Below are 22,656 nucleotides of genomic sequence, written 5' to 3'. Positions count from 1 at the left end.
GCGCTTGCCCCGTGCGGGTAAGGAGGATAACCGTGAGATTGCGGTTCCCGTTAAGCGAGAGTCGAGAGCGGATCGTAACCGTGCAGCACCCAGCCCTCCTCCGCGAAGATCGAGGCGGCCGTCTCCCGCAGCGCGCGGTCCGCCGCCGCGCGCTGGATCCAGGCCCGTGGGTCGGGCCCCAACAGGTCCCGCAGCCGCACTGAGGACGCCAGCAACCCGGTCAGCAGCGCGCTCTGGTCACCGCCGCCCGGCCGCGGCCTGCCGGAGGGGCGGTCCAAGGCGCCGTCGGGGCCCGCGAGCACCCCCCGCCCGCCGACGTAGAGATACGCGCCGCCCAGCCGCTCCCCGGACGGCAGCACCATGGGGAAGCTCGCGCCCGGCAGCAGGATCCGCCGGTAGTTGGGGAACTCGGTGGCGTCCACCGACGCCAGTTGGTCGTCGTCGAGCCAGCTGACCACCAGCGAGGTCTCGGCCGCCGGGTCCGCGTACGGCGCGGCGGCGACGTACCCGTACCGCCCGATGTGCGCCGAGCAGCCGACTCCTATGCCGCGCACCCGCGCCGGCACCATCGGCACGGCGGCCGGGTGTCCGAGCGCGGTCAGCTTGTGGTGCAGCTGCGCGGGGGAGGCGTTGGAGCCGACGGCGATGACCGGGTGGCGCTGCTCCAGCGGCGCCTGGCCGAGCCGGGCCAGCACGGCGTCGAGCGGTTCGCGCGGTGGGCCGAGGGGCGACCCGAGCACCGGCCAGCCGCCCAGCGCGCCCGGCGAGGGCGTCAACTCCCACAGCTCGGAACCCGCGAGGAGCGCGGGCGCGGTGACGGGTCGGCCGGGATAGGTCAGCGGCCGTAGCGCGGGCACATCGGCGAACCCCAGGGCCATCAGGCTGCGGTCGGTCACAGGGGGAGGTTACGCACCACGGCCGTGTGCCCGTAAGACGTCGTGCACGCGCAAGACGCCGGGCACCCGTACCGGGGCTCCCGATGCGCCGTCGTGCGCGTGCCCCGCGCCGCACAAGGCGGGCGCGGGGCACGAGATGCGCTCAGCGGACGGACCGCACCGACGGTTGGGGGCCTTGCGACGGACCGGATTCCCGAGGGCGTGATCCGGCGTCAGCGGCCCTGCAGGTCAGAGCCGTCGGTGTGAGAGCTTTCGGCGTCAGAGCTTTCGACGTCAGCGGCTCTGCTGGGCCGGGACACCGCGCGAGATCGGCTCGTCCTCGGTGGGGGAGCCGGCCGCGGCCACCGCGGCACCGGTCAGCGTGGCCAGCATCTCGCGGACGTTGGTCAGCTGGGCGTTGATGCTGTCGCGGCGGTTGGTGAGCGCCGCCAGCTCGCGCTCGGATTCGCTGCGGATGCGGTCGGCCTTGGCGTTGGCGTCGGCCACGATGTCCTCGGCCTGACGCTGCGCGGTCTCCACCGTCTGGCGGGCGCGGCGCTCGGCGTCCGTACGCAGCTTCTCGGCCTCCAGGCGCAGCTGCTCCGCCCGGTGCTCGATCTCCGCCAGCCGCTTCTCGGCCTTGGCCTGACGGGAGGCCAGGTCGCGCTCGGACTGCTCGCGGCGCTTGGCGAGGTTCGTCTCGAAGTCCGCGGCGGCCTGGGCGGCCTTGGCGCGGGTCTCCTCGAAGAGGGAGTCGGCCTCCTCGCGCTTCTGCTGCGCGTCCTTCTGGGCATCCTGGCGCAGCGTCGCCGCGTCACCCTTGGCCTTCTCGACGATACGCGCGCCCTCGTCCTCCGCCTTCGCCTTGCGGTCGGCGGCGAACGACTCGGCGTCGTTACGCACCTGCTGGGCCGCCGACTCGGCGAGCTCCCGGTGCTGTTCGGCGGCCCGGCGGGCCTCCTCGCGCAGGTCCTTGGCCTCCTCCTCGGCGAGACGGAGGATCTTCTCGACGCGGGCGCCGAGCCCCGCGTAGGACGGCTCCGCGTCGTTGATCTGGGCCTGAGCGTTCTGCGTCTCGAGGTGCAGCTCCTCGATGCGCTTTTCCAGAGAGGTGATACGGGCCAGTGCACTGTCACGGTCGGCGACGAGCTTGGTAATGCGGTCGTCCACCTGACCGCGGTCGTATCCACGCCGCACGAGCTCGAAGCCGAAGGGGGAGGAAGTGTCGCTCATGGGGTTCCTGTCGAAAGAGACCGGTGAGGTGATAGAGGGAATCCTAGGGGGCCAAACGGCGTGTCATCGAGTCAACGTCCGTTTGATCTGGAGAATGTCCAGCCTTTTGAGTGGCAGGCGGGCAGACGGCTTGTCACTCGTCGGGATGATACGGACACGACATGGGGTGTGTCTCTAGCGCCCCCACCCGGAACCACTATCACTCAGCAGCACTCGCCCCCAAAAACCCTCAGCCGTCCGAGCGCTTGCCGCTCGCCCGGGTCCCCGCACCAGCCGCCGTCTTGACCCCGCCGTTCTCGTTCCTTCCCGAGTTCCCGCCCGAGCTGCCCCCCGATGCGGGGGCCTCAAAAGACTCCAACGCCGCCAGCACGTCCTGGACACGGGAGATCTCCGCGTTGATGTCCTCCTGGCGCCGCTTGAGCAGTTCCAGCTCGCGCTTGCCGTCGTCGACGATGCGCTTGGCCTCGGCCTCCGCCTCGGCGCGCCTGCGCTCGGCGTCCCGCGTCGCTTCGGCCTTCTTCTGCTCGGCCTCCTTCAGGAGCGACTCGGCCTTCTTCACGGCGGCGATACGGACCCGGCTGGCCTCGCTGTTGGCGTCGGAGACCAGCGTCGCGGCCTTCTCCTCGGCCTTCATCAGCTGCGCGGTCGCGGCCGCGACGAGCTTGTCGACGCGCTCGCCGGTCGACTTCATCTGCTCCGCCGACTCCCGGCGGGCCCGCTCGTGCAACTCCTCGACGTCCGCCTCGGCCCGGGTCCGCAGCTCCTCGGCCCGCTCGCGGATGCGAGTCGCGTCCCCCCGGGCCTCGCCGAGCATCGTGTCGGAGTCCGTACGGGCCTTCTCCACCAGGCTGTTCGCCTGCGCGGTCGCCTCGCCGACGAGCCGGTCGGCCTCCTTGCGGGCGGCGCCGACCATCGTGTCGGCCTGCTCCTCGGCGGCGGTCGCGGTCCGCAGCGCGGCCTCCCGCGCCTCCTTCGTCAGCCGCTCCGCCTCCGCCGTGGACTCGGTGATCAGCCGGTCGACCTGGGTCGCCGCATCCGAACGCCGCTTGTTGGCGTCCTCGCGCGCCCTGTCGACCGTCCGCTCGGCCTCGGCCTGCGCCTTGGCGCGGACCCGCTCCGCCTCCGCGGCGGCCTCGGTGGCCACCCGCTCCGCTTCCGCCCGGGTGCGCGCCGCGTGCTGCTGCGCCGAACCCACGGTCTCCGACGCCTCGGTGCGCAGCCGCTCGGCCTCCGCACCGGCGTCCGCCAGCAGCCGCTCGGCCTCCTTCGTCGCCTCGCCGACCAGCCGGTCGGCCTGTCCGGCCGCCTCCGAGCGGATGTTGTTGGCGTCCCCGCGGGCCTGGGCCCGGGTGCGCGCCGCGTCCTGCTCGGCCGTCGCCCGCGCGTCGGAAGCCTCCGTACGCAGCTGCTGCGCCCGCGCGCCCGCCTCCGAGACCAGCCGCTGGGCCTCCTCGGTCGCGCCGCTGACCAGCGTATCGGCCTGCTCGGCCGCCTCGTTGCGGAGCTTGTTGGCGCTGCGGCGCGCATCGTCCAGGACATCCTGGGCCTCGGCCCGAAGCCGCTCTGCCTCGCTCGTGGCCTCGGTGACCAGCCGGTCCGCCTGCTCGGCGGCGTCCGAACGGCGCCGGTTGGCCTCCTCGCGGGCCTGGGAGGAGAGCCGCTCCGCCTCCGCGATCGCCTCCGAGACCGTGCGCTCCGCGAGCGCCTTGGCGGCCTCCGTCTCCTCGTGGGCCTCGCGCCGCAGCCGCGCCGCGTCCTCGGCCGCCCGCTCCCGCTCGGCGTGCGCGTCCGCGCGGACCCGGTCCGCCTCCGCCTGGGCCTCGTGGCGGGTGCGGTCCGCGGCGTGCTCGGCGGCCGTACGCAGCCCCGTGATCTCCGCCTCGGCCTGCTCGTGCAGCCCCGCGACCGAGTCCCGCACCGCTTGCGCGTGCTGCTCCGCCGCGGCCACCAGCTCCGCCGCGTGCCGCTCGGCCTCCTCGACCAGCCGCTGCGCCTCCGCCTGCGCCTCGGTGACCCGGTTGCGGGCGGCCGCCAGCAGCTCCTCGCTCTGCTCGTGCGCCAGGCTCCGCTCCCGCTGGGCCTCCTCGCGGGCGTCGCTCAGTGTCTCCTCGGCCTCGCGGCGGCGGCGGGCCGCCTCCTCCTGCGCGGCCGCCAGCGCCTCGGCGGCCTCCGCTCCGATGCGCTCGGCGGCGGCGTTCGCCTCCGCCCGCACCCGGTCGGCCGTGTCCTGCGCCTCGGCGCGCAGCCGCTCGGCCTCCGCGGCGGCCTCGCCGCGCAGCCGTACCGCGACCGCCTCGCCCTCGGCGCGCATGTTCGACGCGTCCGCGACGGCCTCGTCGCGCAGCCGGTCCGCCTCCGCCTCGGCCTGCTGGCGCAGCGCGGCCAGCCGCTCGGCGGTCTCGGTGCGCAGCCGCTCGGTGTCCTCGGCCGCCTCCCGGCGCAGCCGCTCGGACTCCTCGCGGGCGTCCCGCAGCGCCTGGTCGGCCGAGGCGAGCCGCTGCTCGGCCTCCCCGTGCAGCCGGACCAGCTCGGCCTCGGCCTCCGCGCGGCGGTCGGCGGCGGCCGCCTCGGCCTCCTCGCGGATCCGCCGGGCCGCCTCCGCCGCCTCCGTCCTGACCTGCTCGGCCTGGGTATCGGCCGAGGTCACCAGCTCCTCGGCCTCGCCACGGGCCCGCTCCAGGGCCTCGTCGGCCTGGCGGCGCAGCGACGCGGCCCGCTCGATCGCCTCGGTCCGTACCCGCTCGCTCTCGGCGGTGGCGGCCGCCCGGGTCTCCTCGGCGCCGGACTTCGCCTTGGCCAGCAGGTCCTCGGCGGTGCCGGCCGCCTCCTCGATCTGCTGGACCGCCTCCCGGCGGGCCTCGGCGCGGATCCGCTCGCCCTCGGCCACCGCCTCCGCGCGCAACTGCTCGGCCTCGCCGCGCAGCCGGCGGGCCTCCTCCTGCAGCTCGACGGTCTTGGCGCGGTACTCCTTGGTGTCGTCCTTCGCCGCGCCCTTCAGCTGCTCGGCGGTGTCGTGCGCCTCGGCCCGCAGCCGGTCCGCCTCGGCCTCCGCCTTGGCCCGGATCCGCTCCGCCTCGTCGGCCGCCGCCTTCGTGGTGGCCTGCGCGTTCTCCGAGGCCTTGGTCAGCACCTCCTCGGCGCTGCGGGCCGCCTTGGCCAGCTGGGCGGCCGAGTCCTCTGCGGTCTTGGCGCGGGCGGTCTCCTCCGCCTCGGCGATCAGCCGCTCGGCCTCGGCACGGGAGTCGTCCCGTACCTGCTCGGCCTCCGCGCGCAGCGCCTCGGCCTCCTTGGTGGCCTCGCCGACCAGCCGGGCGATCTCCGCCTTGGCGGTGCGGGTGCGCTGCTCGTTGTCCGTCTCGGCGGCCGACAGCCGCTTCTCCGCCGCCTCCTTGGCCTCCGTGAGGACCTTCTCGGCCTCGAGGCGCGCCTCGCGCAGCGCCGTCTCGGCCTCCTGCATGCGCAGCTCGGCCGCCCGGGTCAGCTCGGTGGCCTGCCGGCGCGCCTGATCGGACTCGGAGGCGGTGGAGGTGCGCAGCTGTTCCGCGTGGTGGGTGGCCTCCTGCGCCTGGGCGCCGGCCGTGTTCACCAGCCGCTCGGCCTCGGTGCGGGCGCGGCGCAGGATCGCTTCGGCTTCCGAGCGGGCCGACTCCGCCTCCGAGCCGAGCCGGTCGCGGGTCTGGTCGGCCAGCCGCTGCGCCTCGGCGCGGGCGGCGGCCAGCGCCTGCTCGGCCTCGGCCCGCGACTCGTCCATGAGCCGGCGGGCCTGCGCCTCGGTACGGGCACGCAGTTGCTCGGCCCAGGCGACGTTCTCGTTGACGTGCGACTCGACGGTGGCGCGGCGCTCGGCGAGCTCCTGGTCCAGCCGCTGACGGCGGGCCACCGCCTCGGCGTGCAGCTCGGCTTCGAGCCGGGCCTGCCGCTCGGCCTGCTCCTGCAGCAGCCGCTGGGTCTGGGCCCGGGTCTCGCGCAGCTCGCGCTCGGCGTCGGCGCGCAGCTGGTCCGCCTGGACCTGGGCATTGCGCAGCAACTGCTCGGCCTGGTAGCCAAGGTTGGCGCTGTCGTAGGCAGGGCGGCTCGCGAGATTGCGGCGCGCCTCGTGCAGCTTGGCGCGCAGCACCTCGACTTGGTAGCCGAGGTCGTCGGCGTGCTGGACGGCCTTCTCCCGCTCGGTCTTCAGCCGCTCCATCTCGGCCTCGAACTTCGAGAGGTGGTCGTCAGGCTCGTAGCGGTCGTAGCCCCGCACTGCGCGGTCCCATCCGTCCCCTGGTCGCGTTGGCGGCCGGCTCCGTACCTGGGGGTGCCACGTGGCACCTCGCGGTCCCGACCTGGCGTCCGGCCGTGGCGGCCGGATCGGAGCTAGCCCTTCCGAAGAAATGGTGTCAGATCATCGGCTAAGCCTGGGCCGGGCCCCGATCCCTTTCTGATCCCGTTCCCGTACCCCGGCCGAGGTTGCACTCTACCGGCCGGGGAAGCGGAAGGTCAGTGGTCCGCTTGAGTGATGGACTTCCTCGGTCCCGCTTGTGCGGGGCGAGTGGGTCGGGTAGTCGATCGGTGATCAGCTCTTCTCGGGGTCGCCCGAGTGTGCTGTGGAGTGGTCCGCGGAGTGGTCCTTGGGGGTGCGGTCCGCCGCTGTGACGAGCTCGGTGAGCACACCGTGGCAGTCCTTGGGGTGCAGGAAGGTGATCCGGGAGTCCATGGAGCCCCGGCGGGGCTCCTCGTACAGCACCCGGATGCCCTTGGCGCGGATGGCCTCGGAGTCGGTGTCCACGTCCGCCGTGCCGAAGGCGATGTGGTGCACCCCCTCACCGTTCTTGGCCATCCACTTTCCGACGGCCGAGTCCTCCCGGGTGGGCTCCAGGAGCTGTAGGTACGACGCCCCGCCGTCCGATGTCTCGTTGATCTTGAGCATGGCCTCGCGGACCCCCTGCTCGTCGTTGGTCTCGATGTGGAACACCTCGAAGCCATACGTGGCACGGTAGAACTCGACGGTCTTGTCGAGGTCGAAGCAGGCGATCCCGATGTGGTCGATTCTGGTCAGCATGGTCCCAGTGCACCGCTCACACGGGTGGTTACGCAACGTGCGCGCGATCACATTGATGGCCCGGTGACCCGGCGGGTACTCGTCAGTACATTGACGATAACCCTCGTTAACTTCCTTCTCCTCTGGAGGACGCACCATGACTCGGACATCAGTGATCGTGGCGGGCGCACGCACGCCGATGGGACGGCTGCTCGGCAGCCTGCGAGCCTTCTCCGGAGCGGACCTCGGCGGGGTCGCGATCAAGGCGGCGCTGGAGCGGGCCGGGATCGGCGGCGAGCAGGTGGAGTACGTGATCATGGGGCAGGTGCTCCAGGCAGGCGCCGGGCAGATCCCCGCCCGGCAGGCCGCCGTGAAGGCCGGCATCCCCATGGCGGTGCCCGCGCTCACCATCAACAAGGTCTGCCTGTCCGGGCTCGACGCCATCGCGCTGGCCGACCAGCTGATCCGGGCCGGTGAGTTCGACATCGTGGTCGCGGGCGGCCAGGAGTCCATGACCAACGCCCCCCACCTGCTGCCCAAGTCCCGGGAGGGCTACAAGTACGGCGCCGTCGAGATGCTCGACGCGATGGCGTACGACGGGCTGACCGACTCGTTCGAGGGCATCGCCATGGGCGAGTCGACCGAGAAGCACAACACCCGGCTGAACATCCTGCGGCCCGATCAGGACGAGGTCGCCGCGCTCTCCCACCAGCGGGCCGCCGCGGCCCAGAAGAACGGCGCCTTCGACGCCGAGATCACCCCGGTGGAGATCCCGCAGCGCAAGGGCGAGCCGATCATCTTCGACAAGGACGAGGGCATCCGCCCGGAGACCACCGTGGAGTCGCTCGCCAAGCTGCGGCCCGCCTTCACCAAGGACGGGACGATCACGGCCGGGACGTCGTCGCAGATCTCGGACGGGGCGGCCGCCGTGGTCGTGATGAGCAAGGCCAAGGCGGAGGAGCTGGGCCTGGAGTGGATCGCGGAGATCGGCGCCCATGGGAATGTGGCGGGACCCGACAACTCCCTCCAGTCGCAGCCGTCCAACGCGATCGCGCACGCGCTCCGCAAGGAGGGGCTCGAGGTCGCAGATCTTGATCTGATCGAGATCAACGAGGCGTTCGCGGCGGTCGCGGTCCAGTCAATGAAGGATCTTGGGGTTTCCTCCGAAAAGGTGAATGTGAATGGCGGCGCGATCGCTCTCGGCCACCCGATCGGGATGTCGGGCGCGCGCATCGTGCTGTCCTTGGCCCTGGAGCTGCGGCGGCGGGGCGGCGGCGTGGGTGCCGCGGCGCTGTGCGGTGGGGGTGGGCAGGGGGACGCGCTGATCGTCCGGGTGCCGCGCGCGTAGTCCTTTGCGCGGTTCTGTGCGGGCCTGCGGTTCTGTGCGGGCCTGCGGGTCTGCGCGGGGCTGTGGGGCTGCGCGCCGGTGGTTCTTGTCGTGGTGAGTGGAAGGGAGCGGCAGCGATGGCTGATGTGCCCACGCTGGTGGAGCAGGCGCGGCAGGGGCGGCCGCGCGCGGTGGCCCGGCTGATCTCGTTGATCGAGGGCGACTCACCGCAGCTGCGCGAGGTCATGGCCGCGCTCGCTTCGCTGGCGGGGGGCGCGTATGTGGTCGGGGTGACCGGTTCGCCGGGGGTCGGCAAGTCGACGTCGACCTCCGCGCTGGTCACCGCGTACCGCAAGGCCGGGAAGCGGGTGGGGGTGCTCGCCGTGGACCCCTCGTCGCCCTTCTCGGGCGGGGCGCTCCTCGGCGACCGGGTGCGGATGTCGGAGCACGCGTCCGACCCCGGCGTCTACATCCGCTCCATGGCCACCCGCGGGCACCTGGGCGGGCTGGCCTGGGCCGCCCCGCAGGCGATCCGGGTGCTCGACGCCGCCGGGTGCGAGGTGGTGCTGGTGGAGACCGTCGGCGTCGGGCAGTCGGAGGTCGAGATCGCCGCGCAGGCCGACACGAGCGTGGTGATGCTCGCACCCGGGATGGGCGACGGGATCCAGGCGGCCAAGGCCGGGATCCTGGAGATCGGCGATGTGTACGTGGTCAACAAGGCCGACCGGGAGGGCGCCGACGCGACGGCCCGCGAACTGGGGCACATGCTGGGCCTCGGTGAGGCCCGCGCTCCGGGGGACTGGCGGCCGCCGATCGTGAAGACGGTGGCGGCGCGGGGCGAGGGCGTCGACGAGGTGGTCGAGGCCCTGGAGAAGCACCGGGCGTGGATGGAGGAGCGCGGGGTGCTGGCGGAGCGGCGGCTGCGGCGGGCGGCGGGCGAGGTCGAGACCATCGCCGTGACGGCGCTCCGCGCCCGGATCGGGGACCTGCACGGCGACCGGCGGCTGGGCGCCTTGGCCGAGCGGGTAACTGCGGGGGAGCTGGATCCGTACGCGGCGGCGGACGAGCTGGTGGCGGGGGTGACCTCCGCGGGCTGAGGTCCGCCTGCGGTTGCGGTTGCGGTTGCGGTTGTGGGTGTGGGTGTGGGTGTGGGTGGGGCGCCTGGGGTGCGTGGGTAAGTCTGAGCTGCGTGGGTGGGGCGCCTGGGGTGCGTGGGTGGTGCGGGGGCGGGGCCTTAAGGGGCTGTCACCCTGGATCGCATATTTACGGCGCCGGTGCCCGGGAGCGTGGGGCTGACCGGAACTTGGCGCCACACATATGCGTAAGCGTCCAGGGCGCCACCCCTGCGCCCCCGCCCCCTCCCGTCTCGTCGGCGGCTACAGCCTCTCCGTGGCTTCCAGCCGTACGCGGCCTCCCACGTCGATCAGGCCGTCCGGCCCTGGCGCCGTCAGGATCTGCGAGCCGCGCCCCTGCGCGATGTTCAGCGCGCGGCCGAGCTGGGCCGTCAGCAGCAGCGCCGCCGCGCCCGTCGCCTCGTCCTCGTCGATGCCGTCCCCGCGCCCGGGGAAGGCGCGGGCCCTGATCCGGCCGGCCGCCTCGTCCTCCCACGCCCATGCGTAGATCCACTCGCCCGGCGGCGGTATGGGGAGGGCGTCCACCTCGGCGGCTGAGTCGTAGCGGTGGAGTGTGCGCGGCGGCGCCCACTCGGGGCGCGCCTCGATCCAGTTGAACTCCCCTTCGAGCCGGGCGCCCACCAGGCCCGCGGGCGTGACCAGTTCTGGCACGTCGAGCAGCCAGGCCGCGCCCACGCACGGGTGCCCGGCGAACGGCAGGCGCAGCGTCGGCGTGTAGATGTCGATGACCCCGCGCTCGGGGTCATCGACGAACACGGTCTCGCTGAAGCCCAGCTTCCGCGCGAGGGCCTGGCGTTCGGCCGTCCCGGGGACGGCCGAACCCCGGCGGATCACGCCGAGCGTGTTGCCGTGGTGGCCGTCAGGTCCGCAGAAGACGCGGAGTACGTCGTAGTCGGTCACCTGTGCAGTACATCACGCTGCTAGTCCTCGTCCGCGCTGTCGTCGTCGTGGGACGGGGTGACCGCGCCCGTGCGCGGGTCGACGTTCACGGTCTTGTGCGCGAGTTCCACCTCCCAGACCTTGTCTTCCAGCTCCACGGAGGTCGCCGTGGCCCCGGCCCGGTCGGCCGCCGCGACCGCGCCCACCTCGGCGGTCCGCAGCACGGCGCGGACGGCCTCGGTCTCGGCCTTGTCCTCCGCGTCGTCGTCCGTGTCGACCCGCTGGCCGAGCACCTTGCCGTTCGCCCCGATCCTCACCTCGTGCCACTTGTTGTCCTTGCCGAGGACGTCCACCTCCCAGCCGGGACGGTCGTCGTCGCGCTCGATGGAGGTCACGGTGCCCGGCGCGGCCTTCCGGGCGGCCTCGGCCGCCTGCGCGAGGGAAACGGACGCCGGGGTCTTCTGGGCCGCCGAAGCCGCCTGGGTCGCCGGGGCCTCCGGCGCCGTCGGGCGGGCGACAGCGCTGGCGGCGCCCGCGGCCAGGGCCGTGGCGGCCAGGGCGGCGATGACGGTGGTGCGCTTCATGTGGGTTCCTCCTCAATCGGTTGACGGGAACCACCGTGCCGGGGCGCGGCTGAAGCCAGGCTGAAGTCGCCTGAAGGGATCTTCAGGTTGTCTTTGGGAGGCTTTCCCCATGCGTTTGCTGATCGTGGAGGACGAGCGCCGGCTCGCGGTGTCGCTGGCCAAGGGGCTCATGGCGGAGGGCTTCGCCGTGGATGTGGTGCACGACGGTCCGGAGGGGCTGCACCGGGCCCAGGAGGGGGCGTATGACCTGGTCGTTCTCGACATCATGCTGCCCGGGATGAACGGCTACCGCGTGTGCGGCGCGCTGCGGGCCGCGGGGTGCGAGGTGCCGATCCTGATGCTGACGGCGAAGGACGGGGAGTACGACGAGGCCGAGGGGCTCGACACGGGCGCCGACGACTATCTGACCAAGCCGTTCTCGTATGTGGTGCTGCTCGCGCGGGTCCGGGCGCTGCTGCGGCGGCGGGGACAGGGGGCCTCGCCGGTGGTGCGGGTGGGGGACCTGGTGGTGGACCGGGGGGCCCGGCGAGTGGAACGGGACGGGAACGAGGCTCCGTTGACCGCCAAGGAGTTCTCGGTGCTGGAGCAGCTGGTGGTGCGGCCGGGGGAGATCGTGTCGAAGGCGGAGATCCTCGAGCATGTGTGGGACTTCGCGTACGAGGGCGACCCCAACATCGTCGAGGTGTATGTGAGCGCCCTGCGGCGGAAGCTGGGCGCGGGGGTCATCGAGACGGTGCGGGGGGCCGGGTATCGGCTGGTGGGGTCCCGTGCGTAGGGCTTCGGTGCGGGCGCGGGCCGCGGTGGGGGCGACGGTGGTGGTGGCCGTGGCCCTGATCGCGGCGGGGTTCGCGGTGCTGGAGGTGCTGCGGACGAACCTGTCGGAGCAGGCCAGGCTGCAATCCGAGGTGCGGGCGCGCTCGGTGGCCTCGAAGGTCGCGGCCGCGGGGTTCGGCGGGCTGGGGCTGGGTGAGGACCCCGTGCAGATCGTGGACGGTCAGGGGCGGGTGCGGGCGGTGAGCGACGAGCTGGAGGCCGTGACGGGGACGGGGAGCCGTTCGGTGGTGCCGGTGGACGTCGAGGTGGAGGAGGAGGACGACCCCGGAAGCGTGTCGGCCAAGGACCCCCGGTTCACCGAGGGCACCGCCCGGGTGGACGGGGACGAGGCGGAGTACCAGTGGGCCGCGGTGCGGGTGGTCACCCCGGCGGAGGAGTCCGTCACGGTGTACGCGGGCGCCCCGCTCGCCACCGAAACGGTCGGGTCGGTACGCGACGCCATGCTGCTCGGGCTGCCGCTGCTGTCGGCGGTGGTGGCGGCGGTGACCTGGCTGGTGACCCGGCGCGCCCTGCGGCCGGTGGAGGCGATCCGGCGGGAGATGGCGGCCATAACGGCCAGTACGGACCTGTCCCGGCGGGTGCCGGTGCCCCGGTCGCGGGACGAGGTGGCCCGGCTGGCGCGTACGACGAACGAGACGCTCGCGGCGTTGGAGGGGTCCGTGGAGCGGCAGCGGGCGTTTGTCGCCGACGCGTCCCATGAGCTGCGCAGCCCCATCGCCTCGCTGCGCACACAGCTGGAGGTGGGCGCGGCACATCCGGAGCTGTTGGATGTGGACGGCGCCGTGGAGGACGTGGTGCGGCTGCAGCGGCTGGCGGGCGATCTGCTGCTGCTGGCACGGCTGGACGCCGGGGAGCGGCCCTCGGGGGCCCGGGTGGCGCTCGCGGAACTGGTGCGGGAGGAGTTGGCGGAGCGGGTGGGGGACCGGGTGGCGGTGCGGTGCGAGCTGGGGCCGGTGGAGGTCGCCGGGTCGCGCGGGCAGCTGGCGCGGGTGCTGGGGAACCTGGTGGACAACGCGCAGCGGCACGCCCGCGAGGAGGTGCGGGTGACGGTGCGGGAGGAAGGCGGCTGGGGGGTCGTGGAGGTAGCCGACGACGGGAGCGGGGTGCCCGAGGGGGAGCGGGAGCGCGTCTTCGAGCGGTTCGTACGGCTCGACGACGCGCGCAGCCGCGACGACGGCGGGGCCGGGCTCGGCCTCGCCATCGCGCGCGACGTGGTGTTGCGGCACGGCGGACGGCTGGGCGTGCGGACCGCGCCGGGCGGGGGCGCGCTGTTCGAGGTGCGGCTGCCGCGCGAAGTCCCGGCTCCGCGCGGTCCCCTGGCCCCCGCGTGACCTGGCGCGGCTAGACGCGGCCGCGCTGGGCGCGCAGGTGTTCGGCGATCGGGGCCAGGGAGTTGTGGACGGCGTCGAGGGCTTCTGGGCTGAGCAGGTCGATGAAGTGCTTGCGCACGGACTCGACGTGGTGCGGTGCGACCTTGCGCATGGTCTCCCAGCCGTCTTCGGTGAGCACCGCGTAGAGCCCGCGCCGGTCGGACTCGCAGTTCTCGCGGCGGACGAGGCCGGCGTTCTCCATCCGGGTGATCTGGTGGGAGAGGCGGCTCTTGGACTGCAGGGTGGCGGCGGCGAGGTCGCTCATGCGCATCCGGCGGCCTTCCGACTCCGAGAGGTTGACCAGGATTTCGTAGTCGTTCATGGTCAGGCCGAACGGCTGCAGGTCTCGTTCGAGCTGATAGGTCAGCAGCCTGCTGACGTCCAGGTGGATGCGCCAGGCGCGCTGTTCCTCGTCGCTGAGCCAGCGCGTGCCGTTCTCGGTCTCCATGGGAAATATTCTACCTGTAGAAGTTGAATTTCGAACCAATGGATATGAGGTCACCTGTTCGAGGTTACACTCCGCATGCTTACGCTCACGAACCGGTGCCCCCTGTGATCCCTATGGGCACCTCGCCCATGACTTCTTCCGTCGATTGGAGCAGTACGGTCCCCGCGCCGACGAACTCGAACTGATGCTCTTCACCCGAAGTGCCCCCAAGGCCGGTGTGCGCCCGGATCCCGCCGAGGACGCCCCGCAAGTACTCGTGATCGTAGTGGTGATTGGGCGTGGGGCAATCCGCCCAGCCGACGAGGGCCTGCGGGTCCACACGGATCGGCGGCTCCATGAAGACCACCGGGCCGTTGGAGGCGGCGACGAACTTGCCGGTGCCGATCAGGGTGAGGAAGCCCGGGACGATCGACTGCTTGAGGGAGAGCGAGGGCTGGAAGGCGAGGAGATTGCCCGACCGGATGGTGAGATTGCCGTCGTCGAGGTCGTAGGAGTTGACGTCGAAGGCCCGGTCCGCGAGCACCATCTTGCCCTGCCCCTCGGCCACCACCCAGTCCGCGGCGTGCAGCGGGGAGTGGAAGCTGTGCGCGATGAGGCGCTCCAGCCGGCCCAGGCCCACGCCCTGGAAGTCGATCCGCCCGTAATAGGCGATCATCTTCCCCTTCTGCAGGAACCACTGGCCGTTCAGCTCCACGCTGAAGGCGTACGGATTGATGTTGTCGTCGGCCGGGAGGGTGTACGCGTCGTGGATGACGGGGCCGTTCACAGCTTCTCCTCCGATGCCTGGACATACACCGTGCCGGTGCCCGAGAGCTCGAGCTGGAAGGCCTCCCCCGAGCCGCGGCCGACCATCTCGCGCCAGCCGAGCGCGGCCGAGAGCTTGTTGCGGACGTCCCCGCGGTGGGCGACATACGCCTGCGGGTCGACATGGACCGGACGGCCGGGGACGATCGGCAGCTGGATCACGCCGCCGTGCGCCATGACCGCCGCCGAGCCGTGCCCCTCAAGGGTGGTGGTGAACAGTCCCTGGCCGGTGACCTGGCCGCGCACGATGCCCATCACCCCGCCCTGCGAGCCCATGAACATGGTGCCCTGGCGCAGCGACCCGTCGAAGGCGAGTAGCCGGTCCGACTCGACGTAGAGCTTGTCGCCGGCCAGGTGGATCACCTCGACGTGGTGACCGCCGTGGCCGAACATCACCGTGCCGCTGCCCTCGACGGTCATGAGCGGGGTCGCCTCGCCCGCGACCCGGCGGCCGATCATGCCCATCACCCCGCGCTGTCCGCCGGTGATGCTGGGTGTGAACCGCACCTCGCCCCGGTAGGCCAGCATCGCGCCGCGCTGGCTGAAGAGCGTCTGGCCGGGCTGGACCTGTGCCTCGACCATGCGTGAGTTGAGGACGTTGAAGGGCATCAGACTCCCCTCGATTCGTTCGCTTCTCCGCCCGCGCGGCGCAGAGGTGCGGCTTTCGTCGCCGTCTGCGGCCCGGTGGCCGCGCGTGCTCCCCCAGCTACCGCTGGGAGGTGCCCCCTGCTCACAGGGACCCGCCGATCGAGTTGCGCTCGCTCGGCTGTACGTACACCAGTCCCTCGCCCTCGAAGCGGATCTGGAACGCCTCGCCCGAACTCTCCCCTATGAGCGTGCGGAAGTTCACCCCGGACTGGAAGTGCTGCTTGAGCTTGCCCGTATGGGCGATATACGCGCCCGGGTCGACCTGCAGCGGCAGCTGCGGGGTGACGCGCAGCACCACCGCCGTGCCGTCGGAGAGGATGGCCGCCTGCCCGGTGCCCTCGACGGTCGTGGTGAACAGGCCGTTGCCCTGCGAGGAGCCGCGCAGCCCGGTGAAGGAGGTGCCGGTGCGCAGCGCGGCGTCCGTGCACAGCAGATTGCTGGCCTCCACATGGAGCGTCTCGCCGTGCAGCGACACCAGGTTGATCTCGCTCGCCCGGTCGGCGAAGTAGCACGTGCCGTGTCCCTTGACCTCCATGACCTCCATCTGCTCGCCGGTGAGCCGCCGGGTCACCATCCCGCGCAGCCCCTCCCCGCCGCCGGATTTCTTCTTGAAGGTCATCTCCCCTTCGTACGCGACCATCGAGCCGTTCTTGGCCTTCACGGAATCGCCGGTCATGTCGACGGCGAGCACTTTGCTCCCCTGGAGCCGAAACTGAGCCACGGATCCGACGTTATCGGGACCGAACGGCGCGGAACAGGGACAGCCGGACCCCGGCGCGGTGATCGGTTACGAGGCTGCGACAATGCGAGGAAGCTTGTGCATCACTTCACAAGCTCTCGCTCCGTGTCCGCTCACTCAAAGGTGCTGCTCCCGTGGACTTCAAGACCGCCACCGCACTGCGGCGGCTCCGCCTGGTCTCCGCGCCCGAGGCCGTCTCCTTCCTCCTGCTGCTCGTCTGCTCGGTACTCAAGCGCACGACCGACTTCAACGCGGTCCCGGTGATGGGCATGGTGCACGGCATCCTCTTCATCCTGTACCTGGTCTTCTGGCTGGATGCCTGGAAGCGAGCCCAGTGGGACCGCAAGACCGCCGCGCTCTACTTCGCGCTCTCCATCCTGCCGACCGGCGGCTTCTTCGCCGAGCGCAAGCTCAAGCGGGAGGCGGAGGCCAGCGTGATCGCCGATCGTGCGCGCCGGGAGGGCGTGGTCAACGCATGATCGTCGCCTTCTCCGTGACGCCGCTCGGCGTCGGCGAGGACGTGGGGGAGTACGTCGCGGACGCGGTGCGGGTGGTGCGCGAGTCGGGCCTGCCGAACCGGACGGACGCGATGTTCACGTCCATCGAGGGCGAGTGGGACGAGGTCATGGACGTCGTCAAGCGGGCGGTCGCGGCTGTGGAGGCACGGGCGCCACGGGTGTCCGTGGTCCTCAAGGCGGACACCCGCCCGGCCGTCACGGACGGGCTGACCTCGAAGGTCGAGACGGTCGAGCGGCATCTGTCGGCCTAGCCGCCTCCGCCCAGCAGCGCCATCCCCAGCGGCGTGCGCTCGTACAGCACCCGGTGGCCGTCGCGGCGCGACGTCAGCAGGCCGGCCGAGCGCAGCACCGCCAGATGCGCCGAGACCGACGACGGCGCCAGGCCCAGCCGCTGGGCCAGCGCCGTCGTGGCGGCGGGCTCCTCCAGGGCGCTGAGAATGGCCGCCCGGTTGGCGCCGAGGAGCCGTACGAGCGCGTCCGCCGCGCCCTCGGCGGGCTCCTGCCAGAGCCCGCCCACCCCACGCGCCGGATAGATCACCGTCGGCTGCCACGGCGGGGCGAAGCCGCTCACCACGTCCGGCCAGACGAAGACGTTCGGCATCAGCATCAGCCCCCGGCCGTCGAGCTGCTGCGCCTCCGGGCCCCCGCCGCGGGTGCGGACCGTGAGCCGCCCGTCGGCCCAGTCCACCGCGGGACGCAGATCGGCGAAGAGCCGCTCCAGACCGCCGTCGGCCAGCTGCCGGGCGCGATAGGCGACATCGGCCTCCAGCAGGGCGCGCACCCGGGGCCAGTCCGGGGCGACCAGCGCGTGCCACGCCCGCTCGGTCTGCTCCGCGAGCCGCCGCACCGCCCGCGCCGGGTCCTCCAGCAGCGAGCGCCCGGCCGGGGAGTCGGCGGCCCCCGGCGTACAGGCCAGGGAACGGGTCATCTCCCGGTGGGCCGCGTCCGGCTCGGTGGCCCGCAGCCGCGCCATTTCCTCCTCGAACGAGGGATACGGCGCCTCCGGCGGCGGACCCAGGAAGTCCGGGGTGTAGCCGCGGATGGGCATGAACGGCGCGAGCAGGGAGAGATCGAGCCCGGCCACGGCCGAGCGGATCCGGCGCAGCCACGGCAGGTGATAGCCGTGCCGCTCGGAGCGCAGCAGGGTCCGCACCGCCTCGTGCGTCTGGCCCAGCGGCGAAATGGCGAACCGGCAGCGCAGTAAGTCGTCCGGACCGAACCTCATGTGCAGCGGCATGCCCGGATTCCCCTCCCCTGGCCTCGCCTGACCGGCTTCCCCGAGCCTCCCCGACTTTCCTCGGCCTCCCCGCCATCCCGGCGAACATTCGCTTCGGGGCGAAACACTGGAGCCCCCGGGGCCGCCCCGGGCACGCTGCCGCCATGCCAACGCCTTCCGGGTCCGGGACGACGGACCCCAGCCCGACGCGCCCTGCCGCAGACGCCTCCCGACCCGAGCCCGCGGCCGAGGGCGCTAAGGGCCCCGTCCCCCCGGAACCCCGCCCGGGAAGCGTTGGCTACTCGGCCGTCTTCGCGGTGCGCGAGTTCCGTGCCGTGTTCGTCGCGCATCTGCTGTCGATGCTCGGCGAGGTCGTCTGCGGCATCGCGCTGTCCGTCCTGGTCTACCGGGTCACCGGCTCGCCGCTGCTGTCCGCCCTGGCCTTCGCCTTCGCCCTGCTCCCGTACGTCATCGGCGGCACCCTGCTGTCCGCCGTGGCGGACCGCTACCCCGCCCGCCGGGTGCTCGTCGTCTGCGATCTGGTCAGCGCCGTGTGCGTGGCCGCGATGGTGGTGCCGGGCATGCCGGTCGGGCTGCTGCTGGTGCTGCGCTGTGTGCCCGCCGCCATCTCTCCGGTGTTCAGCGGGACGCGGTCCGCGACCCTCGGCGACATGCTGGGGCAGGGCGATCTGTTCGTGCTCGGCCGGTCCGTCATCCGGCTGACCGCGCAGGGCGCGCAGCTCGCCGGGTTCGCCGCGGGCGGGCTGCTGCTGGCCGCGGTCTCGCCGCGCGCGGTGCTCGCGATCACGGCGGCGTTGTTCGTGGGGTCGGCGCTGGTGCTGCGCCTGGGCACCCGCCGCCGTCCGGCCCGTACGGACGGGCGGCGCGGCGCGCTGCTCGGCGATTCGCTGCGCGGTATGCGGCAGCTGTTCGCCGTTCCGCGGATCCGTGCGCTGTTCCTGCTGAACTGGGTGCCGCCGACGTTCGTGGTGGTGTCGGAGGCGTTGATGACGCCGTACTCCGACGGTCTGGGCCTCGGCTCGACCGGGCTCGGGCTGCTGATGTGCGGGATGCCGATCGGGGCGATCATCAGCGAGACCCTGGTGGGCACCCTGCTCGGTCCGGCCGGCCGGGCGCGGCTGACCCTGGTGGTGGCGGTGGTGTGCATGCTGCCGTCCCTGGGCTACGTCTTCGAGCCCTCGTTCGGCTGGGCGCTGGCGCTCCAGGTGGCGACGGGCTGCGGCATGGCGTACAGCCTCGGCCTCGACCAGTGGTTCATGGCGGCCGTACCGGAGGAGTTGCGGGGGCGGGCGATGACGGTGCTGACGGCGGGGCTGATGACCTCGCAGGGCCTGGGCATGGCGGTGGCGGGCGCGGTCGCGGAGCTGGCGCCGGTGCATCTGGTGGTGACCGCGGCGGGGGTGTGCGGAACGGTGTGCGCGCTGCTGGTGGTACTGCTGGTGCGGCGCGGTGCGGCACAGCCGCGGGTTACGGGCGACGCGGGATGAGAAGGCGGGGGAAGGGGCACGGCGCTGCGGGGCGCGGGCGGTCGGCTCGGCGGGCGCTCGCCTCGGCGGGCCGAAACGTGAGACTGGGCTGACCACGATATGACCGGCCGGTAGGGTCGGTAACGTGTCCAAGCCGCTCAGTCTCTCCTTCGATCCCATCGCCCGCGCAGACGAACTGTGGAAGCGGCGGTGGGGGTCCGTGCCGTCGATGGCCGCGATCACCTCCATCATGCGGGCTCAGCAGATTCTGCTGAGCCAGGTCGATGCGGTGGTCAAGCCGTACGGACTGACCTTCGCCCGCTACGAGGCGCTGGTACTGCTCACCTTCTCCCAGGCCGGTGAGCTGCCGATGTCGAAGATCGGCGAGCGGCTGATGGTCCACCCGACCTCGGTGACCAACACCGTGGACCGGCTGGTCAAATCCGGTCTGGTGGCCAAGCGGCCGAACCCGAACGACGGCCGCGGGACGCTCGCCTCGATCACCGAGCGGGGCCGCGAGGTGGTCCAGGAGGCCACCCGCGACCTGATGGCGATGGACTTCGGCCTCGGGGTGTACGACGCCGAGGACTGCTCGAGCATCTTCGAGATGCTGCGGCCCCTGCGGGTCGCGGCGGGCGACTTCGACGAGCAGTAACACCGGCGGGGGGTGGCGAAGATCGCCCCGGAACGGACGGTTACGCTCGACGTCATGAAGCGAAGCGTATTGACGCGCTACCGGACCATGGCCTATGTCACGGGCGTCCTGCTGATCCTGCTCACGATCGGTGTGATCGCCAAGTACCTGCTGGACGTGGACGGCGCGTCCGGCTTCGTCAGCGTCGTCGGTATCGCACACGGCTGGCTCTACGTCCTCTACCTGATCTTCGCCTTCGACCTCGGTTCCAAGGCGAAGTGGCCCTTCGGCAAGCTGGCCTGGGTGCTGCTCGCGGGCACCGTCCCCACGGCGGTCTTCTTCGTCGAGCGCAAGGTCGTGGCCGAGATCGAGCCGCTGGTCAGCGGCGCCGAGCCGGAGCCCGTCAAGGCCTGAGCACATTGGACCGGGCCCCGACCGTCCCCCGAACGGACCGGTTGGGCCCGTTTCGCGTCGACAAATACTTGGACGTCCTAGTAAATTTGCAGCCATGGACGGCGAAGGCATTGAGAAGGGCCGCCGGCGCTGGCAGGCCCGGTACGACGCGGCGCGCGAGCGCGAGGCGACCGGGGGTTCCGGGGGGACGCCCCCGAGGGACTGGACGCGCACCACGTTGTCCGGGGACCCCGTGGATCCGGTCTACGGACCGGCCCCCGGCGACAGCGTCGCGGGCTTCGAGCGCATCGGCTGGCCCGGCGAGTTCCCCTTCACCCGCGGTCTGTATCCCACCGGCTACCGCGGCCGCGCCTGGACCATCCGCCAGTTCGCGGGCTTCGGGAACGCCGAGCAGACCAACGAGCGCTACAAGATGATCCTGAAGGCGGGCGGCGGTGGCCTGTCGGTGGCCTTCGACATGCCGACGCTGATGGGCCGCGACTCCGACGACCCGCGCTCGCTGGGCGAGGTCGGCCACTGCGGCGTCGCCATCGACTCCGCCGCCGACTTGCAGATCCTCTTCAAGGACATCCCGCTCGGCGACGTCACCACCTCGATGACGATCAGCGGCCCCGCCGTCCCCGTCTTCTGCATGTACCTGGTCGCAGCCGAGCGGCAGGGCGTCGACACCGCCGTACTGAACGGCACGCTCCAGACGGACATCTTCAAGGAGTACATCGCGCAGAAGGAGTGGCTCTTCCAGCCCGAGCCGCATCTGCGTCTGATCGGCGACCTGATGGAGCACTGTGCGCGCGGCATCCCCGCGTACAAGCCGCTGTCGGTCTCCGGCTATCACATCCGCGAGGCCGGGGCCACGGCCGCGCAGGAGCTCGCGTACACCCTCGCCGACGGCTTCGGATACGTCGAGCTGGGGCTCTCCCGCGGGCTCGACATCGACACCTTCGCGCCCGGCCTGTCCTTCTTCTTCGACGCGCACATCGACTTCTTCGAGGAGATCGCCAAGTTCCGCGCGGCCCGCCGGATCTGGGCCCGCTGGATGCGCGATGTGTACGGGGCGACGACCGAGAAGGCGCAGTGGCTGCGCTTCCACACCCAGACCGCCGGGGTCTCACTGACCGCGCAGCAGCCGTACAACAACGTCGTGCGCACCGCCGTGGAGGCGCTGTCCGCGGTGCTCGGCGGCACCAACTCGCTGCACACCAACGCCCTGGACGAGACGCTCGCACTGCCCAGCGAGCAGGCCGCCGAGATCGCCCTGCGCACCCAGCAGGTGCTGATGGAGGAGACCGGCATCCTCAATGTCGCCGACCCGCTGGGCGGATCCTGGTACGTCGAGGCGCTGACCGACCGCATCGAGGCCGACGCCGAGAAGATCTTCGAGCAGATCAAGGAGCGCGGCCGCCGGGCGGTGCGTTCGACAGGTGAGGGGGCCGACGGACAGCACCCCATCGGGTTGATCACCTCCGGCATTCTGCGCGGCATCGAGGACGGCTGGTTCACCGGCGAGATCGCCGAGTCGGCCTTCCAGTACCAGCGGGCGCTGGAGAAGGGCGACAAGAAGGTCGTCGGCGTCAACTGCCACGAGGGTTCGGTCACCGGCGATCTGGAGATCCTGCGGGTCGGCCATGAGGTCGAGCGCGAGCAGGTGCGGATGCTCGCCGCCCGCAAGGAAGCCCGCGACGACGCACGGGTGACCGCCGCCCTGAAGGGGGTGCTGGCCGCCGCCCGCGACGGCTCGAACATGATCGAGCCGATGCTGGAGGCGGTCCGGGCGGAAGCGACCCTCGGCGAGATCTGCGGCGCGCTGCGCGAGGAGTGGGGCACCTACACGGAGCCGGCCGGTTTCTGAGCGGGGGCTGGCGCCGGCAAGCCGCAGAGCAGCAGCTCCGCGAAGTCGCGCGCCCAGGGCGCGTCGACGGCGTCGGCGCTCACCAGCGTCCGGTGCATCACCGCGCCCGCGATCACATCGAAGATCAGGTCCGCGTTGCGGGCCGCCGCGGCGAGGTCGGCCTCGCGGAGCAGCTCGCCGCGGGCCTGGGCGCGCTCGCGCCCGAGGAGTACCAGCCGCTTCTGCCGGTCGACGATCGCGGTGCGGATCCGCTCCCGTAGCGCCTCGTCGCGGGTGGCCTCGGCGACCACGGCCATCAGCGAGGTCCTGGCCTCCGGGCGCGCCAGCAGGGCGGCGAACCGGAGCACCGTCTCCTCCACATCGGCGCGCAGCGACCCCAGGTCGGGCAGTTCCAGTTGCTCGTCGAGGAGGGCCGCGACCGCGTCCACCACCAGTTCGCTCTTGTTCGTCCAGCGGCGGTAGAGGGTGGTCTTGGCCACGCCCGCCCGGGCCGCGACATCGCCCATCGTCAGCTTGGACCAGCCGAGCTCGACCAGGGCGGCCCGCGTCGCGCCGAGAATGGCGCGGTCGGCCTCGGCACTGCGGGGGCGGCCGGTGCGCCGCGCTGGCGGGCTCATGTCCGTGACCCTACCCGCAGGCGCACT

The 22,656-nt window shown here is 72.3% G+C and carries 22 protein-coding genes; 10 read left to right on the top strand and 12 right to left on the bottom strand.

Annotated features, from left to right (window positions below):
- Positions 1-50 precede the first annotated feature (50 nt).
- The 4 genes from PV419_RS06845 to mce form a co-directional block, all read right to left on the bottom strand.
- Complete coding sequence (locus tag PV419_RS06845; protein ID WP_319686828.1) at positions 51-896, bottom strand: hypothetical protein; 846 nt, start codon at positions 894-896, stop codon at positions 51-53.
- 273 nt (positions 897-1,169) lie between these two features.
- Positions 1,170-2,108 (bottom strand): cellulose-binding protein, encoded by a 939-nt coding sequence (locus PV419_RS06840; protein WP_319686827.1) that lies wholly within the window; start codon positions 2,106-2,108, stop codon positions 1,170-1,172.
- A gap of 229 nt (positions 2,109-2,337) precedes the next feature.
- A complete protein-coding gene (scy, locus tag PV419_RS06835) occupies positions 2,338-6,351 on the bottom strand; it encodes a polarized growth protein Scy (protein WP_319686826.1) in 4,014 nt (1,337 codons plus the stop codon).
- Between the two features lie 312 nt (positions 6,352-6,663).
- The gene (mce, locus tag PV419_RS06830) at positions 6,664-7,149 is read right to left on the bottom strand and encodes a methylmalonyl-CoA epimerase (protein ID WP_319686825.1); all 486 of its coding nucleotides are present in this window, start codon (positions 7,147-7,149) and stop codon (positions 6,664-6,666) included.
- A 136-nt stretch (positions 7,150-7,285) separates the two neighbouring features.
- On the opposite strand from mce, the gene PV419_RS06825 reads away from it, so the two are divergent.
- The gene (locus PV419_RS06825) at positions 7,286-8,476 is read left to right on the top strand and encodes an acetyl-CoA C-acetyltransferase (RefSeq protein WP_319686824.1); all 1,191 of its coding nucleotides are present in this window, start codon (positions 7,286-7,288) and stop codon (positions 8,474-8,476) included.
- A gap of 116 nt (positions 8,477-8,592) precedes the next feature.
- Complete coding sequence (gene meaB / locus PV419_RS06820) at positions 8,593-9,552, top strand: methylmalonyl Co-A mutase-associated GTPase MeaB (protein ID WP_319686823.1); 960 nt, start codon at positions 8,593-8,595, stop codon at positions 9,550-9,552.
- A gap of 279 nt (positions 9,553-9,831) precedes the next feature.
- Here the strand turns inward: meaB and PV419_RS06815 are convergent, their stop codons facing one another.
- Complete coding sequence (locus PV419_RS06815; protein WP_319686822.1) at positions 9,832-10,488, bottom strand: PhzF family phenazine biosynthesis protein; 657 nt, start codon at positions 10,486-10,488, stop codon at positions 9,832-9,834.
- Between the two features lie 20 nt (positions 10,489-10,508).
- Positions 10,509-11,051: a PepSY domain-containing protein gene (locus PV419_RS06810; protein WP_319686821.1), complete on the bottom strand. Its 543-nt coding sequence runs from the start codon at positions 11,049-11,051 to the stop codon at positions 10,509-10,511.
- A 109-nt stretch (positions 11,052-11,160) separates the two neighbouring features.
- Between PV419_RS06810 and PV419_RS06805 the strand changes: the two genes are divergently transcribed.
- Both PV419_RS06805 and PV419_RS06800 read left to right on the top strand, forming a co-directional pair.
- Complete coding sequence (locus PV419_RS06805; RefSeq protein ID WP_319686820.1) at positions 11,161-11,826, top strand: response regulator transcription factor; 666 nt, start codon at positions 11,161-11,163, stop codon at positions 11,824-11,826.
- Entirely contained in the window at positions 11,819-13,216 is a 1,398-nt protein-coding gene (locus PV419_RS06800; protein ID WP_319686819.1) for a HAMP domain-containing sensor histidine kinase, read from the top strand. The genes PV419_RS06805 and PV419_RS06800 overlap by 8 nt, the downstream gene beginning before the upstream one ends.
- Positions 13,217-13,226: 10 nt before the next feature.
- On the opposite strand, the gene PV419_RS06795 is transcribed toward PV419_RS06800, so the two are convergent.
- The 4 genes from PV419_RS06795 to PV419_RS06780 all read right to left on the bottom strand — a co-directional run bounded on the left by PV419_RS06795 (position 13,227) and on the right by PV419_RS06780 (position 15,876).
- Positions 13,227-13,703, bottom strand: a complete 477-nt coding sequence (locus PV419_RS06795) for a MarR family winged helix-turn-helix transcriptional regulator (RefSeq protein WP_319686818.1) — start codon at positions 13,701-13,703, stop codon at positions 13,227-13,229.
- 85 nt (positions 13,704-13,788) lie between these two features.
- Positions 13,789-14,469, bottom strand: coding sequence for an AIM24 family protein (locus tag PV419_RS06790; RefSeq protein WP_319686817.1), 681 nt, complete (start codon positions 14,467-14,469; stop codon positions 13,789-13,791).
- Positions 14,466-15,116, bottom strand: coding sequence for an AIM24 family protein (locus PV419_RS06785; RefSeq protein ID WP_319686816.1), 651 nt, complete (start codon positions 15,114-15,116; stop codon positions 14,466-14,468). The genes PV419_RS06790 and PV419_RS06785 overlap by 4 nt, the downstream gene beginning before the upstream one ends.
- Before the next feature lie 121 nt (positions 15,117-15,237).
- On the bottom strand, positions 15,238-15,876 hold the full coding sequence (locus PV419_RS06780) for an AIM24 family protein (RefSeq protein WP_319686815.1): 639 nt from the start codon (positions 15,874-15,876) through the stop codon (positions 15,238-15,240).
- Between the two features lie 152 nt (positions 15,877-16,028).
- Here PV419_RS06780 and PV419_RS06775 point away from each other — a divergent pair, with 152 nt between their 5' ends.
- Entirely contained in the window at positions 16,029-16,373 is a 345-nt protein-coding gene (locus PV419_RS06775) for a DUF3817 domain-containing protein (RefSeq protein WP_319686814.1), read from the top strand.
- Positions 16,370-16,663, top strand: coding sequence for an MTH1187 family thiamine-binding protein (locus tag PV419_RS06770; RefSeq protein WP_319686813.1), 294 nt, complete (start codon positions 16,370-16,372; stop codon positions 16,661-16,663). Before PV419_RS06775 ends, PV419_RS06770 begins: the two co-directional genes overlap by 4 nt.
- On the opposite strand, the gene PV419_RS06765 is transcribed toward PV419_RS06770, so the two are convergent.
- Positions 16,660-17,649 (bottom strand): ArsR/SmtB family transcription factor, encoded by a 990-nt coding sequence (locus PV419_RS06765; protein ID WP_319686812.1) that lies wholly within the window; start codon positions 17,647-17,649, stop codon positions 16,660-16,662. The two genes, PV419_RS06770 and PV419_RS06765, sit on opposite strands and share 4 nt — an antisense overlap.
- A gap of 143 nt (positions 17,650-17,792) precedes the next feature.
- Here PV419_RS06765 and PV419_RS06760 point away from each other — a divergent pair, with 143 nt between their 5' ends.
- The 4 genes from PV419_RS06760 (at position 17,793) to PV419_RS06745 (ending at position 22,012) form a co-directional block, all read left to right on the top strand.
- On the top strand, positions 17,793-19,136 hold the full coding sequence (locus PV419_RS06760) for an MFS transporter (protein ID WP_319686811.1): 1,344 nt from the start codon (positions 17,793-17,795) through the stop codon (positions 19,134-19,136).
- 124 nt (positions 19,137-19,260) lie between these two features.
- Positions 19,261-19,770, top strand: a complete 510-nt coding sequence (locus PV419_RS06755; protein ID WP_319686810.1) for a MarR family transcriptional regulator — start codon at positions 19,261-19,263, stop codon at positions 19,768-19,770.
- Positions 19,771-19,824: 54 nt separating this feature from the next.
- Positions 19,825-20,163, top strand: coding sequence for a DUF3817 domain-containing protein (locus PV419_RS06750; RefSeq protein ID WP_319686809.1), 339 nt, complete (start codon positions 19,825-19,827; stop codon positions 20,161-20,163).
- A gap of 94 nt (positions 20,164-20,257) precedes the next feature.
- Positions 20,258-22,012 carry a methylmalonyl-CoA mutase gene (locus PV419_RS06745; protein WP_319686808.1) on the top strand — a complete coding sequence of 585 codons (1,755 nt, stop codon included), beginning with the start codon at positions 20,258-20,260 and terminating at the stop codon, positions 22,010-22,012.
- Here PV419_RS06745 and PV419_RS06740 read toward each other — a convergent pair.
- Positions 21,988-22,629, bottom strand: coding sequence for a TetR/AcrR family transcriptional regulator (locus PV419_RS06740; protein ID WP_319686807.1), 642 nt, complete (start codon positions 22,627-22,629; stop codon positions 21,988-21,990). The two genes, PV419_RS06745 and PV419_RS06740, sit on opposite strands and share 25 nt — an antisense overlap.
- Positions 22,630-22,656: the final 27 nt, after the last annotated feature.

The organism is Streptomyces sp. ME19-01-6 (genome assembly GCF_033793745.1).
Lineage (GTDB): Bacteria > Actinomycetota > Actinomycetes > Streptomycetales > Streptomycetaceae > Streptomyces.
This window is presented reverse-complemented; position numbering and strand designations above follow the sequence as displayed.

Bases quoted from the DNA above. Each gene is read 5' to 3' on its own strand.
- PV419_RS06840 (WP_319686827.1), bottom strand. From the start codon at position 2,108: ATGAGCGACACTTCCTCCCCCTTCGGCTTCGAGCTCGTGCGGCGTGGA.
- mce (WP_319686825.1), bottom strand. From the start codon at position 7,149: ATGCTGACCAGAATCGACCACATCGGGATCGCCTGCTTCGACCTCGAC.
- PV419_RS06825 (WP_319686824.1), top strand. From the start codon at position 7,286: ATGACTCGGACATCAGTGATCGTGGCGGGCGCACGCACGCCGATGGGA.
- meaB (WP_319686823.1), top strand. From the start codon at position 8,593: ATGGCTGATGTGCCCACGCTGGTGGAGCAGGCGCGGCAGGGGCGGCCG.
- PV419_RS06810 (WP_319686821.1), bottom strand. From the start codon at position 11,051: ATGAAGCGCACCACCGTCATCGCCGCCCTGGCCGCCACGGCCCTGGCC.
- PV419_RS06805 (WP_319686820.1), top strand. From the start codon at position 11,161: ATGCGTTTGCTGATCGTGGAGGACGAGCGCCGGCTCGCGGTGTCGCTG.
- PV419_RS06795 (WP_319686818.1), bottom strand. From the start codon at position 13,703: ATGGAGACCGAGAACGGCACGCGCTGGCTCAGCGACGAGGAACAGCGC.
- PV419_RS06785 (WP_319686816.1), bottom strand. From the start codon at position 15,116: ATGCCCTTCAACGTCCTCAACTCACGCATGGTCGAGGCACAGGTCCAG.
- PV419_RS06770 (WP_319686813.1), top strand. From the start codon at position 16,370: ATGATCGTCGCCTTCTCCGTGACGCCGCTCGGCGTCGGCGAGGACGTG.
- PV419_RS06765 (WP_319686812.1), bottom strand. From the start codon at position 17,649: ATGCCGCTGCACATGAGGTTCGGTCCGGACGACTTACTGCGCTGCCGG.
- PV419_RS06760 (WP_319686811.1), top strand. From the start codon at position 17,793: ATGCCAACGCCTTCCGGGTCCGGGACGACGGACCCCAGCCCGACGCGC.
- PV419_RS06750 (WP_319686809.1), top strand. From the start codon at position 19,825: ATGAAGCGAAGCGTATTGACGCGCTACCGGACCATGGCCTATGTCACG.
- PV419_RS06745 (WP_319686808.1), top strand. From the start codon at position 20,258: ATGGACGGCGAAGGCATTGAGAAGGGCCGCCGGCGCTGGCAGGCCCGG.
- PV419_RS06740 (WP_319686807.1), bottom strand. From the start codon at position 22,629: ATGAGCCCGCCAGCGCGGCGCACCGGCCGCCCCCGCAGTGCCGAGGCC.